The following is a 12,651-nucleotide window of genomic DNA, read 5'->3' as shown; positions in this document are numbered from 1 at the left end:
CCGGTTCAGTCCCGCGGTGGCCCATCCCGGGCCGAGAGGCCGATGCCGATCATCGCGAGGGTGCGTGCGTCCAGCCGGCCGTCGCCGAGGCCCAGCTCGACGACGGTGCCGAAGACCCGTTCGTCGCGGCGGGCGGCGCGCACCGCCCCGTCGACCACCCACCGCCGCCGGGCGAGCCGGGCCGCCGTCGAGCTGTGCCGCAGGTGGGTGCCGAGCCGGCGGCGTAGGGCGTCGGCGTACCGCCGGGCGGCCCCGCCCGGGTCACCGGCCGCCGCCGCGCCGGCCAGGGCGCCGGAGAGCAGCGCGTAGAAGATCCCCTCCCCGGTGAACGGGTTGATCAGCGACAGCGCGTCCCCGGCGAGCACCAGCCGACCCCGGCCCGGGGGCGGGCGATAGGTGGACAGCGGCAGGTGGTGGGCGCGCAGGGCGGTCACCGCGGCCGGGTCGGTGCCGGGCAGCAGCGCGGCCAGCCGGTCCAGCAGGTGGGCGCGGGTCAGCGGCTCGCCCCGCAGCACCTCCCCGTACCCGACGTTCGCCCGCCCGTCGCCGATCGGGAACGACCACGCGTACGCCGGCCAGCGCGGTGCCGAGGTGACGATGAGCTGCTCGGGCGGGCCCGGCCGGGTCGGGGCGTACCCCCGGATGGCCAGCGCCAGGTGGCGGTCCGGGTTCGGCGGGTGGCCGAGTGCCCGGCGGACCACCGACCCGGCGCCGTCCGCGCCGACCACCGCCCGCGCGGCGATGCCGCCGTCGAGCACCACCCACCCGTCGCGCGCCTCGACCCGGCGCACGGCGTGCCGGCGCAGCTCCGCGCCGGCCGCCACCGCCGCCGCCACCAGCCGGGCGTCGAAAACCTTCCGGGGCACCGTGTACGCGGGCCGGGGCAGCGGCCGGGCCACCGCGCCGCCGTTGGGCCCGACCAGCCGCAGCCGGGGCAGCGGGGCGTACCCGTCGACGGCGTCGGTGACGCCCAGCCCGGCGAGGACGTCCAGCGCGTGCGCGGCGATGCCGTCCCCGCACGCCTTGTCCCGGGGGAAGTCGGCCCGGTCCAGCAGCAGCACCCGGGCCCCGAGCCGGCGGGCCGCCAGCGCGGCGGCCGTCCCGGCCGGGCCCGCCCCGACCACCGCCACGTCGTACTCGTCGGTCATGCCACCTCCCCTGCTCCGTGCGCTCAGCCCGGCACGGCCGGTTGCTCGACCCGGCCGGCGCGCCACAACCCGTACAACGCCAGGGCGGCGGCGGCGAGCAACGGCCCGCCGTCACGAATCAGGCCGTCGACGCCGAGCAGCCACCAGCACAGCGGCAGGTCGACGGCGAGCACGCCGAGGGTGATCGCCACCAGCAGCGACCTGGCCCAACGCTTGCCGCGCATGAGGAAGGCGGTGCAGAGCAGCACGAGATAGCTGACCCCGATGCCGGCGGCGAACCAGAACAGCACGGCGGGCGCGGCGGCCAACCGGCCGTCCAGGATCGCGCCGGTGGCGACCAGGGCCGGGACCAACATCAACGGGCTGTACGTGAACGCGGCGACCCGGCTGGTGAGCAGCCAGCCGGTGACCGGCGGACGCTTCGGGGCGACCTCCTGCCAGGAGATCGTCCCGCCGGAGACGACCAGGCCCTTGCGGTGCCGGACCAGGTGGCCCGCGACCGCGGCCGAGCGGTACAGCAGCCAGACCACGGCCACGCAGAGCGCGGCCAGCAGGGCGAAGCCGAGCAGCCCGGGCAGTGGCGGCACGCCCTGCCGGGGCACCACCAGCCGGCCCACCGCGAAGACCGTGGTGACGGCGAGGATCAGCCCGAACGGCCTGGCGACGGTACGGCCCCGGCGGACGTGCCCGATCAGCACCAGGAAGCCGAGCGAGCGGAGCATCGCCCAGCCGGTGCGTACCGCGAGCCCGAACTCCTGCTCCGGCGCGTACCACCAGTTGAGCAGCTCGACCACGACGGTGGCCGCCGCCGTCACGGCGAGCAGGATGGTCAGCGCCCGGACGGCGGACGGCCGCCGGACCTGGGTCTCGACGGCCGTCCTCATGGGATCAGATGATGCCCTGTACGGGGGCGGATCACACCTACCGCGTCGGCTGCTCCGCGTCGAGCCGGGCGCGCAGCGCGTCCAGCTCGGCCCAGAGCACGCCGGGGAGCTTGTCCCCGAACTTCTCGAACCACTCGGTGATCAGCGGCAGCTCCTCGCGCCACTCCGCCGGGTCGACCTTCAGCGCGATCCGGACGTCCTCCGGGGTCATGTCGAGGCCCTCGATGTCCAGCGCGTCCTGCGCCGGAACCATGCCGATCGGGGTCTCCACCGCGTCGGCCCGGCCCTCCAGCCGCTCGACGACCCACTTGAGCACCCGCGAGTTCTCACCGAAGCCCGGCCAGAGGAAGCTGCCCTCGGCGTCCTTGCGGAACCAGTTGACGTAGTAGATCTTCGGCAGCTTGGACTCGTCGCCGTCGGTGCCCTTGCCCATCTCGATCCAGTGCCGGAAGTAGTCGCCGGCGTTGTAGCCGATGAACGGCAGCATGGCCATCGGGTCGCGGCGTACCACGCCCACCGCGCCGGACGCGGCGGCGGTGGTCTCCGAGGACAGCGTCGCGCCCAGGTAGACGCCGTGCACCCAGTCCCGGGCCTCGGTGATCAGCGGGATGGTGTCCCGGCGGCGACCGCCGAACAGGATCGCGTCGATCGGCACGCCGTTCGGGTCGTAGTAGTCGTCGGACAGGATCGGGCACTGGGTGATCGGGGTGCAGAACCGGCTGTTCGCGTGCGAGGAGAGGCTGTCGCTCTGCGGCGTCCAGTCGTTGCCCTTCCAGTCGACCAGGTGCGCCGGCGGCTCGCCCATCCCCTCCCACCAGATGTCACCGTCGTCGGTGAGGGCGACGTTCGTGAAGACGGAGTTGCCGCGGTCCAGCGTCCGCATCGCGTTGGCGTTGGTCTTCCAGTCGGTGCCAGGGGCGACGCCGAAGAGGCCGTACTCGGGGTTGACCGCGTAGAGCCGGCCGTCCTGGCCGAAGCGCATCCAGGCGATGTCGTCGCCGATGGTCTCGACCTTCCAGCCCGGGATGGTCGGCTCCAGCATGGCCAGGTTGGTCTTGCCACACGCGGACGGGAACGCCCCGGCGACGTGGTAGACCCGTCCCTCCGGTGAGGTGATCTTCAGGATCAGCATGTGCTCGGCGAGCCAGCCCTCGTCGCGCCCCATGACGCTGGCGATCCGCAGCGAGTAGCACTTCTTGCCGAGCAGCGAGTTGCCGCCGTAGCCGGAGCCGAAGGACCAGATCTCCCGGGTCTCCGGGAAGTGGGAGATGTACTTCGTCTCGTTGCACGGCCAGGTGACGTCCTGCTGACCGGGGGCGAGCGGGGCGCCGATGGAGTGCAGCGCGTGGACGAAGTCCGCGTCGTCGCCCATCGCCTCCAGGACCTTCGCGCCCATCCGGGTCATGATGCGCATCGAGGCCACCACGTACGGGCTGTCGGTGATCTCGACACCGAACATGGGGCTCTCGGCCTCGACCGGGCCCATGCAGAACGGGATGACGTACATGGTGCGTCCGCGCATGCAGCCGCGGTACAGCTCCGTCATCGTCCGCTTCATCTCGGCCGGCGCCATCCAGTTGTTGGTGGGGCCGGCGTCCGCCTCGTCCACGGAGCAGATGAAGGTGCGCTCCTCGACCCGGGCGACGTCCGACGGGTCGGTGCGGGCGTAGAACGAGTTGGGCTTCTTCTCCGGGTTGAGCCGGATCAGGGTGCCGTTGTCGACGAGCTCGTCGGTGAGGCGGCGCCACTCCTCGTCGGACCCGTCCACCCACACGACCCGGTCCGGGGTGGTCAGTTCCGCTACTTCTCGGACCCAGGTGAGCAGTTCGGGGTGGGACGTCGGGGCCTGATCGATACCCCGAACGGTAGCCGGAGCAACCATGACACATCTCCTTGTGGTCGACGCTGACCGATCTATGGGATGCACGAGTTGGGACGGCGCGAGGCGTCGCCTTCGTGGAAACCTGGGATTGGCCTCAGCGTAAACCGGGCGACGTCGCGAGTCAGTGGGACTGGTTGTGAAGAACTGCACAAGGTACGGCCACGCTGCGGCATCGCGATCTAATACCCACTTTCGCGCGCAGTTTCACGCAAATCCTTTGGTGAACCTCGGCCGAGGTCACCGCCGCCCGGACGACTTCGGGGCGACCGCGCCGGGGTGGTGCGGGTGGGACTGCGCGGTGACGTGGGTGGACCGACGCCGGAACCGCGCGACGGGCGTACCGCATCCATTCGGCAACCCCATCCACAATTGGCGCACCGCGGGTTACGGTGTGCTCACCGACGCGCGTCCACCTCCCGGCGGCGCCGGCTCGCCCCGCGTTCCCGCAGCGCGCCCGGCGGCCGGTCGCCCGTTGGTGCCCGCCTCCGGCGGATGGAACCGGTACGCTCGGCGGGTGGCCGCGACGATGACCGGGGACCAGTCGGGCCCCCCGCCGACCCGCCCGGGTCCGGTACGCGCCCTGATCGACCGCTTCGGTCACCTGGTCCGCGAGCTCAGCAAGTTCGCGACCGTGGGCAGCGTGGCCTTCCTCGTCGACTTCGCCCTCTTCAACTATCTGATCAACGCCCGGGGCGTGGAGCAGGTGACCGCGAAGACGATCTCCACCGTGATCGCCGCGACCGTCGCCTTCGTCGGCAACCGGTTCTGGACGTGGCGGCACCGCCAGCGCTCCAACCCGGCCCGCGAGTACGCGCTGTTCTTCTTCTTCAACGCGGTCGGCCTGGGCATCGCGGTGGCCTGCCTGGCGATCAGCCGGTACGGCCTCGGCGCCCTCTGGCCCGGCGTGTTCCAGACCGCCCTCGCCGACAACCTCGCCAGCTTCGTCGTCGGCACCGGGCTCGGCACCCTGTTCCGGTTCTGGTCGTACCGAAGGTTCGTCTTTGTGGAAGCGGGAACCCAGACCGTCGAAGCGGGAACCCAGACCGTCACGGGAGCGGCCCTCGACCGGGAACCCCGGGCGTGACCTGCCGCCCCTCTCGTCCGGCCGGGCCGAGCCGGCCCCGCCTCTCGCCTAAGGTGTTGCCCATGCGTCTTGTCCGTCTGCTGCCTGAGCGCTGGCAGAAGTTCATCCAAGAGGCGCTCAAATTCGGCATTGTCGGCGGCATCAACACCGTCATCAATTACGCGGTGTTCAACGCGCTGGCACTAACCGTTTTCCGGGACGGTCAGCTCAAGGCGACTGTCATCGCCACCGTGGTGGCGACGATCACGTCATATCTGATGAATCGGCACTGGACGTACCGGGATCGCCCAAAAGCGGCACTACGTCGAGAATACGCCCTTTTCTTCCTGTTCAACGCGACCGGACTACTCATCGAGCTCGGCGTCCTGGCGGCGGCCAAGTACGGCCTCGGCATGACCAGCCTGCTCGCCCTGAACGTGGCGAAGACCGGCGGCGTGCTGCTGGCCACCCTCTTCCGCTTCTGGTCGTACCGGACGTTCGTGTTCCAGCCCGCGCCGGTCGAGCCACAGGCGGACACCTGGCACACCATTCCCCGGGACGAGTGGGACACGATGGCCGAGATGGACCCGGTCGCCGAGCTGGCCGAGTCGGTCAGCGAGCTGGAGGAGGCCGAGCCCCGGCCCGGCACCCGCCGGCCGGCGGGCCGCCGCGACGGCGCCGCCCCGACGCAGGGGCGCCCCGCGCCGGCCGACGCCGCGCTCGGGGCCACGCTCGACGGTGAGCTGGGGGCGGAACTCGCCAACGAGTTGCACGCCGGCACCCGCCGGCGCCGGAGGTGAGCCGCGACATGACCGACATCGCCGTACCGGGGACCGACCCGGACCGCCCCAACCCCGCATCGCCGCAGCCCGGCCCCGATCGTCCCGGCTTCGTCGGGCCGGGGACGAGCCCTGCCGGCACCGGGCCAACCACCCGGGATCAGGCCGGGCCAGCCTCCCCGGGGCAGGCCGGCGACGCCGGACCGGCCGTCCCGCAGCAGACCGGCACCGCCGGCACCGAACCGGCCGTCCCGGAGCAGGCCCGACCGGCCGTCCCGGAGCAGGCCGCCCCTCCCGGTGTGCCGCCGACGCACCACGAGAGCTCGGCCGCCACGCCGGGCGGCAGCCCCGTCGCGCCGTCCCCGGCGGGTCTTCCGGTGCGCTCGGGCACGGGCACACCGGCCGAACTGTTCTTCGAGGACCTGACTCCCGGGCGTACCTTCGATCTGGGCGTGGTGTTGGTGGACGGCGACGAGATGGTCGCCTTCGCCCGCCGGTTCGACCCGCAGTGGTACCACGTCGATCCCGAGCAGGCCGCCGCGAGCCACCACGGCGGGCTGATCGCCAGCGGCTTCTACACGGTCAGCCTCTTCATGCGGGCGTACGTCGACCACGTGCTGGCCCGGGCCGCGGCCGACGCCTCCCCCGGCCTGGAGGAACTGCGCTGGCTGGCCCCGGTACGGGCCGGCGACCGCCTGACGGTGCGCCTGGACGTGGTGGGCAGTCGCCCGTCCGCCGCCCGGCCGGGGCTCGGCACGGTCAGCCTCACCGGCACGATGTTCCGCCTCGGGCCGGACGACCAGCCGGACCGCGAGGTGCTCCGCACCCGCTTCCGCGGCTGGTTCACCCTCCGCCCCGCCTAACCCCACCCCACGCCTCGGCGCGGGGCTCAGGCGGTGGGGTCTCGAAGGGGTTTGCCCTCGCGCATGTCGGCGAGGATCTCGCGCATCTCGCCGTCGCCGAGGGAGTGCCGGTCGTGGTGCGCCTCGACCAGCTCGTACAGCTTGGTCTGCACCCGGTCCACCCCTGGGACGTCGGTCAGCATCGCCTGGCCCCGTTCGCCGGCCGACTCGATGGTGAGCGTGCCGCAGCCGAGCAGCCGCTCGACGAAGCGCTGGCTCATCGCGTGGTCGTTGATCCGGGTGAGCGGGATGTCCCGCCGGTCCCGGGAGAGCACCCCCTGCTGGAGCAGCACCCGCTCGTCGGTGAACAGGTAGTGCGTGCTGCGCCAGACCAGGAACGGCCAGAGCCCGAACCAGAGCACGAGCAGCAGGGCGAGCCCCGCGACCACGTACAGGGCGATGGTCGAGGCCTCGCCGTCCGGGAGCAGGATCCAGGCCGCCACCACTGCGGCGACGGCGAGCACCAGCACCAGCGCCGGCCGCACCACCGCCTTCCAGTGCGGATGCAGGTGCAGCACGACGTGCTCGTCCTCGGTGAGCACGTCTTCGGGGAACGCCACGGGAACCTCCTCGCAGAACGGACGCGCTGACCGTAACCGGTCGACGGCCGCAGTTGGATCAGCCGGTGCGGTGGTTCCCACCGTGGCGGCTAACGCAGGTGCAGGACATCGCCGGCCGCGAGGGCGCGCGGGCCGGCGGGGGTGTCGACGACGAGCCGGCCGTCGGGGTCGACGCCGGTGGCGGTGCCGGTGACCTCGTCGCCGCCGGGCAGCAGCACCCGCACCGGTCGACCGACGGTGCCGCAGGCAGCCAGGTAGGCGTCGCGCAGGCCGCTGGCCAGCGCGTCCCCGCCGGCGGAGCGCCACCGGTCGTACCAGTCGGCGAGGGAACGCAGCAGGGCGCGCAGCAGCGGGTCCCGGTCGGTGGCGACGGCCCCGGCCAGTCGCAGCGAGGTGGCGGGCAGGCCGGTCGGGTTCTCCGGCAGCTCGCCGGCCCCCAGGGTGACGTTGAGGCCGATGCCGAGCACGACCGCCGTCGGCCGCTCCGGGGCCGGGCCGGGCACCGCCTCGGCCAGGATGCCGGCGCATTTCGCGTCGCCGACGAGCAGGTCGTTCGGCCATTTCAGGGCGGCGTCCAGCTCGGCCAGCCGGGCCACCGTCTCGACCAGCGCGACGCCGGCGAGCAGCGGCAGCCAGCCGTACCCCGAGGCGGGGGCCGGCGGCCAGCCGCGCTCCGCGACGGCCTCGCCGGGCCGCAGCAGGACGCTGGTCGCGATGCCCGCACGGGGCGGCGACTGCCAGGACCGGCCGCGCCGACCCCGCCCGGCGGTCTGCCGCTCGGCGACCACGACCAGCCCCTCCGGCTCCCCCGCCTGGGCCGCCTCGGCGACGTCGGCGTTGGTGGAGCCGGTCTCGTCGCGCAGGTCGAGGTGCCGCCAGGGCCCGTGCGGGGCGACCAACGCGCGGCGCAGCCGGGCCGCCGACAGCGGCGGGCGGTCCAGGTCGGTGTACGGGGAGCCGGACATCCCGCCAGCCTACGGCCCGCCCCGGCGGCCGGCCGGGGCCCGTCGGCGGAGCCCGTGCTGAGGCGCACTGCACACCGCGCCGACCTGAACCATCGTTATATTCCCTGGGTGACTACCGAGACCGGGATCAACATCCACAGCACCGCCGGCAAGCTGGCGGACCTGGAGCGACGGGTCGACGAGGCGGTGCACGCCGGGTCGGCGCGGGCGGTCGAGAAGCAGCACGCGCGGGGCAAGAAGACCGCCCGGGAACGGATTGAGCTGCTGCTCGACGAGGGCTCCTTCGTCGAGCTGGACGAGTTCGCCCGGCACCGGTCCACCAACTTCGGCCTGGAGCGGACCCGCCCGTACGGCGACGGGGTGATCACCGGATACGGCACGGTCGACGGCCGGCAGGTCTGCGTCTTCTCCCAGGACTTCACGGTCTTCGGCGGTTCCCTCGGCGAGGTCTTCGGCGAAAAGATCGTCAAGGTGATGGACCTGGCCATGAAGATCGGCTGCCCGGTGGTCGGTATCAACGACTCCGGCGGGGCCCGGATCCAGGAGGGTGTCGCCTCGCTCGGCCTCTACGGCGAGATCTTCTTCCGCAACGTGCGGGCCAGCGGCGTCATCCCGCAGGTCTCCCTGATCATGGGGCCGTGCGCGGGCGGCGCGGTGTACTCCCCGGCGGTCACCGACTTCACCGTGATGGTCGACCAGACCTCGCACATGTTCATCACCGGCCCGGACGTGATCAAGACGGTCACCGGCGAGGACGTGGCGATGGAGGAGCTGGGCGGCGCGCGGACGCACAACTCGCGCAGCGGCAACGCGCACTACCTCGGCGCGGACGAGGAGGACGCGGTCGAGTACGTCAAGGCGCTGCTGTCGTACCTGCCGTCGAACAACCTGGACGAGCCGCCGGTGTTCGAGGCCCCGGCCGACCTGACGGTCACGGACTCCGACCGTGAGCTGGACACCCTGATCCCCGACTCGGCCAACCAGCCGTACGACATGCACCGGGTTATCGAGCACGTCCTCGACGACGGCGAGTTCCTGGAGGTCCAGCCGCTCTACGCGCAGAACCTCGTCGTCGGCTTCGGCCGGGTCGAGGGCCGCCCGGTCGGCGTGGTGGCCAACCAGCCGATGCACTTCGCCGGCACCCTCGACATCGCCGCGTCGGAGAAGGCCGCCCGGTTCGTGCGCACCTGCGACGCGTTCAACGTCCCGGTGCTGACCTTCGTGGACGTCCCCGGGTTCCTGCCCGGCACCGGTCAGGAGTGGGACGGCATCATCCGCCGGGGCGCCAAGCTGATCTACGCGTACGCCGAGGCCACCGTCCCGAAGGTCACCGTGATCACCCGCAAGGCGTACGGCGGGGCGTACGACGTGATGGGCTCCAAGCACCTCGGCGCGGACCTGAACTTCGCCTGGCCGACCGCGCAGATCGCGGTGATGGGCGCGCAGGGCGCGGTGAACATCCTGTACCGCTCGGAGCTGGCGAAGGCCGACGACCCCGCCGCCGTGCGGGCCGAGAAGATCGCCGACTACGAGGACACGCTGGCCAACCCGTACATCGCCGCCGAGCGTGGGTACATCGACTCGGTGATCTCGCCGCACGAGACGCGCACCCAGATCGTCCGCGCGCTTCGAGTGCTGCGCACCAAGCGCGAGACGCTCCCGCCGAAGAAGCACGGCAACATCCCGCTGTAGCCGGGTGACGGGGCTCCTGCCGGGCGTACCCCCGGCAGGAGCCCCGGCCGACGCCGGCCTCAGCAGGACGGGTTGGCGGCGACGCACAGCCGCCGGGCGGCGCTACGACCCAGTTCGAGCAGCTTCGCGTCGCTCGTGGAGCCGACGATGTTCGGCCCGTCGACGCCCAGCTCGGACGCCGGCACGATGACGGTGACCAGGTCCCCGACCCGGACGACCATCCGGCTCTCCGAGGGGAACCGCACGTCCAGGGGCTTTCCCGTCGCCACGTCCACGGGCTGCGACAGGGCGTGCCGCAGCAGGACCGCCTCGTCGCCGGCGAAGTCGCGCTCGACCGCCCGCCAGGTGTGCGCCACGGAGGCCGTGACGATGCCCCGGCCCCACGGCCTGGGTCCCACCTCGGTCCAGCCGGCGCAGGCGGTCACGATGCGGTCCAGCCCGGTGAAGAACCGGGCGGACGCCCCGGGGGCGAGTCGGTAGACGTCCTGGGTGAGCACGAGGCCACCCGACGACCAGGTCTGACCGTGCGTGTCCTTCTGCAGCAGGCTCTGCGAGCGGGAGTAGCGGGACACGGTCCGCTGCCCCGACAGTCCCCTGCCGTCGGCGCAGATCTCCAGCAGCGGGTCCACCTGGACCTGTTCCCCCAGCCCCGTGTCCCCCAGGCGCACGTTGCTCCGCACGCCGACGTCGGCCGGCTCCAACAGCGCCTCCTGCGGGATCTCGGCCTGCCCGGACGGCTCCGGCTCCGGCTGGGACAGCCGCCGCTCGGCCCAGGACGCCAACGGCACGACCGCGCCGTCCCGGTCGCCGACCGCCACGGCGGAGCCCGAGACGACGGCCAGCACGGCGATCGCCGCCGCCACCGCCGTACGCCGGCTGCGGCGGCGGGCCCGGGCCCGGATCTCCGCCGGCTCGGGCCAGCGGACTTCCCGCAGTTCCCGGTGTACCCGTTCGGCGAACGTCAGGTCGTCACGCATCGGTGGCCTCCTCCAGGTCAGAGACGGCGAGCAGCCCGGCGAGCGCGGCCCGCCCCCGGGAGAGTCGGGCCTTCACCGTGCCGACCGGGGCCGCGGTCTCCCGCGCCACCTCGGCGACCGGCATGCCGAGCAGGTAGTACAGGGCGAGGGCGGTGCGCTGCTCCTCGGGGAGCCGGCGCAGCGCGGCCACCACCGCGACGGTGTCGGTGCTCGGCGCGGGCGTGGCGTCGTCGGCACCGTGCCGCAGGTACGCCCGGGCCCGGCTGCGCAGGCTCCGCCAGCGGCTGACCGCGATCCGGGAGGCGACGACCCGGACCCACGCCTCCGGGTCGTCGTAGCCGCGCACCGTGGACCAGCGCTGCCATGCCCGGATGTACGCCTCCTGCACCGCGTCCTGCGCCTCGGCGAGATTGCCCGTGAGCGCGAAGACGAAGCCGAGCAGCCGCTGCCGGCTACCCCGGTAGAACTCGTCGAACCCGTCGACGTCCGGCACCTGCCACCTCCCCCGTGTCGGTCGCAGTGGACACGCACGGGCCGGGTGGCGCGGTTGCCGGATCAGCCGACCGGGTTTGCCGGCCGTCCCGCCGGCCGGGCCTTTCGGTGGGCGGGCGGTTGGGCGGTCGGCCGGTCAGCGGGTCAGACGGTCAGGCCGGCGTCGGTGAGGATCGGGCCGGCCAGCAGCGCCGCGCCGACGACCAGGGCCAGCAGGTTGACCAGCGCGAACACCGCCACCCAGAACAGCGGCGGGAACGGGGTGAGCCGGGCGAGCTGGTCGGCGTCGGACTCCGGCATCCGGCCCCGGGAGCGCAGCCGCTGGAGTTCGACCACCGGCCGTACGCCGCCGAGGAGCAGGAACCAGACGCAGGTCCAGGCAAAGGCGGCCTGGACCTGCGGGGAGGCGTACCAGGACACGGCGAGCACCACCCCGCCGGTGACCAGCAGCGACAGCGCCCCGAAGACGTTGCGGACCATGACCAGCATGGCCAGCAGCAGCGCCACGGCCACCCAGAGCAGCAGGGTGATCCGGTTGCCGCCCAGCAGCCAGGCGCCGGCGAGGCCGATCAGCGACGGGGCGACGTACCCGGCGAGCAGGGTGAGGATCATGCCGGGCCCGGTCGGCCGGCCCGCCGAGAGGGTCAGGCCGGAGGTGTCCGAGTGCAGCCGGACGCCGTGCAGCCGGCGGCCGGTGAGCAGGGCCGCAAGGGCGTGCCCGCCCTCGTGGGCGATGGTGACGGCGTTGCGGGCGATCCGCCAGGGCAGCCGGGTGGACACCACCGTCAGCGCCACCGCGGCGGTGACGAGGACGAGCAGCGGCGGCGGGTCGGGCTGCGCGGTGAACAGCCGGTCCCAGAGCGTGCCCAGCCCGTCGATCGACACCATGGGGCGCGAGCCTACCGGCCCCGACCCGACCCGGCCACGCCGCGCCGGCTTCTCAGCCGTGGCTGGTGAAACCCAGTGCACCGGCAGTCGGACCGGCCTACCGCCGCTTCGTCGCCCGGGCGACCGGCGTCACGCCCTCCGCCGCGACCCGACCGGTGCCGCGACCGGGGCGTGAATCCCGTCCTGCCGGGCCGGCGCACCCCGCCGGGTCATTCGCCAGGCGGCCACCCCGGCGACGGTTACGGTCACGACGCTGAGCAGCGCGAACAGCACCGGAAGACCTGCGCTCACCAGCAGCAGCACCACGTCGCCGAGGGCGACGAGCATCCACAGTGCCAGCCGGGGCCGAGTGTCCCTGATTCGGTGTCCCATGTCGTACCTCCTTCCGTCGTGGAGGTCATGTACCCCGTGCGACGGAA

General features: G+C 73.1%; 13 protein-coding genes. 4 read left to right on the top strand and 9 right to left on the bottom strand.

The features are described from left to right. Positions 1-5 precede the first annotated feature (5 nt). The 3 genes from ABT023_RS02215 to ABT023_RS02205 are packed head-to-tail and all read right to left on the bottom strand — an operon-like array spanning position 6 to position 3,914. Positions 6-1,148, bottom strand: a complete 1,143-nt coding sequence (locus tag ABT023_RS02215) for a geranylgeranyl reductase family protein (protein WP_350880767.1) — start codon at positions 1,146-1,148, stop codon at positions 6-8. Positions 1,149-1,171: 23 nt separating this feature from the next. Then, positions 1,172-2,032, bottom strand: coding sequence for a hypothetical protein (locus ABT023_RS02210; protein ID WP_350880765.1), 861 nt, complete (start codon positions 2,030-2,032; stop codon positions 1,172-1,174). Between the two features lie 37 nt (positions 2,033-2,069). After that, a complete protein-coding gene (locus tag ABT023_RS02205) occupies positions 2,070-3,914 on the bottom strand; it encodes a phosphoenolpyruvate carboxykinase (GTP) (RefSeq protein WP_350880763.1) in 1,845 nt (614 codons plus the stop codon). A gap of 526 nt (positions 3,915-4,440) precedes the next feature. Here ABT023_RS02205 and ABT023_RS02195 point away from each other — a divergent pair. The 3 genes from ABT023_RS02195 (at position 4,441) to ABT023_RS02185 (ending at position 6,619) form a co-directional block, all read left to right on the top strand. After that, positions 4,441-4,998 (top strand): GtrA family protein, encoded by a 558-nt coding sequence (locus ABT023_RS02195; RefSeq protein WP_350881125.1) that lies wholly within the window; start codon positions 4,441-4,443, stop codon positions 4,996-4,998. A gap of 62 nt (positions 4,999-5,060) precedes the next feature. Further along, a complete protein-coding gene (locus ABT023_RS02190; protein WP_350880761.1) occupies positions 5,061-5,777 on the top strand; it encodes a GtrA family protein in 717 nt (238 codons plus the stop codon). Between the two features lie 8 nt (positions 5,778-5,785). Beyond that, complete coding sequence (locus ABT023_RS02185; protein ID WP_350880759.1) at positions 5,786-6,619, top strand: MaoC/PaaZ C-terminal domain-containing protein; 834 nt, start codon at positions 5,786-5,788, stop codon at positions 6,617-6,619. A gap of 26 nt (positions 6,620-6,645) precedes the next feature. On the opposite strand, the gene ABT023_RS02180 is transcribed toward ABT023_RS02185, so the two are convergent. Continuing rightward, complete coding sequence (locus ABT023_RS02180; RefSeq protein WP_350880757.1) at positions 6,646-7,218, bottom strand: PH domain-containing protein; 573 nt, start codon at positions 7,216-7,218, stop codon at positions 6,646-6,648. 89 nt (positions 7,219-7,307) lie between these two features. Further along, on the bottom strand, positions 7,308-8,183 hold the full coding sequence (locus tag ABT023_RS02175) for a biotin--[acetyl-CoA-carboxylase] ligase (protein WP_350880755.1): 876 nt from the start codon (positions 8,181-8,183) through the stop codon (positions 7,308-7,310). 108 nt (positions 8,184-8,291) lie between these two features. On the opposite strand from ABT023_RS02175, the gene ABT023_RS02170 reads away from it, so the two are divergent. Then, positions 8,292-9,875: an acyl-CoA carboxylase subunit beta gene (locus ABT023_RS02170; RefSeq protein ID WP_350880753.1), complete on the top strand. Its 1,584-nt coding sequence runs from the start codon at positions 8,292-8,294 to the stop codon at positions 9,873-9,875. Between the two features lie 59 nt (positions 9,876-9,934). On the opposite strand, the gene ABT023_RS02165 is transcribed toward ABT023_RS02170, so the two are convergent. The 4 genes from ABT023_RS02165 to ABT023_RS02150 form a co-directional block, all read right to left on the bottom strand. Further along, positions 9,935-10,852: a hypothetical protein gene (locus ABT023_RS02165; RefSeq protein ID WP_350880751.1), complete on the bottom strand. Its 918-nt coding sequence runs from the start codon at positions 10,850-10,852 to the stop codon at positions 9,935-9,937. After that, the gene (locus ABT023_RS02160) at positions 10,845-11,345 is read right to left on the bottom strand and encodes a SigE family RNA polymerase sigma factor (protein ID WP_350880750.1); all 501 of its coding nucleotides are present in this window, start codon (positions 11,343-11,345) and stop codon (positions 10,845-10,847) included. Before ABT023_RS02160 ends, ABT023_RS02165 begins: the two co-directional genes overlap by 8 nt. A 143-nt stretch (positions 11,346-11,488) precedes the next feature. Beyond that, positions 11,489-12,232: a M50 family metallopeptidase gene (locus tag ABT023_RS02155; RefSeq protein ID WP_350880748.1), complete on the bottom strand. Its 744-nt coding sequence runs from the start codon at positions 12,230-12,232 to the stop codon at positions 11,489-11,491. 129 nt (positions 12,233-12,361) lie between these two features. After that, positions 12,362-12,604: a hypothetical protein gene (locus ABT023_RS02150; protein ID WP_350880746.1), complete on the bottom strand. Its 243-nt coding sequence runs from the start codon at positions 12,602-12,604 to the stop codon at positions 12,362-12,364. Positions 12,605-12,651 lie beyond the last annotated feature (47 nt).

Origin of the sequence: Micromonospora sp. NPDC002296 (assembly GCF_040296145.1) — a bacterium.
Lineage (GTDB): Bacteria > Actinomycetota > Actinomycetes > Mycobacteriales > Micromonosporaceae > Micromonospora.
Note: the sequence above shows the minus strand (reverse complement) of the source record. Positions and strands in the feature narration are given on the sequence as shown.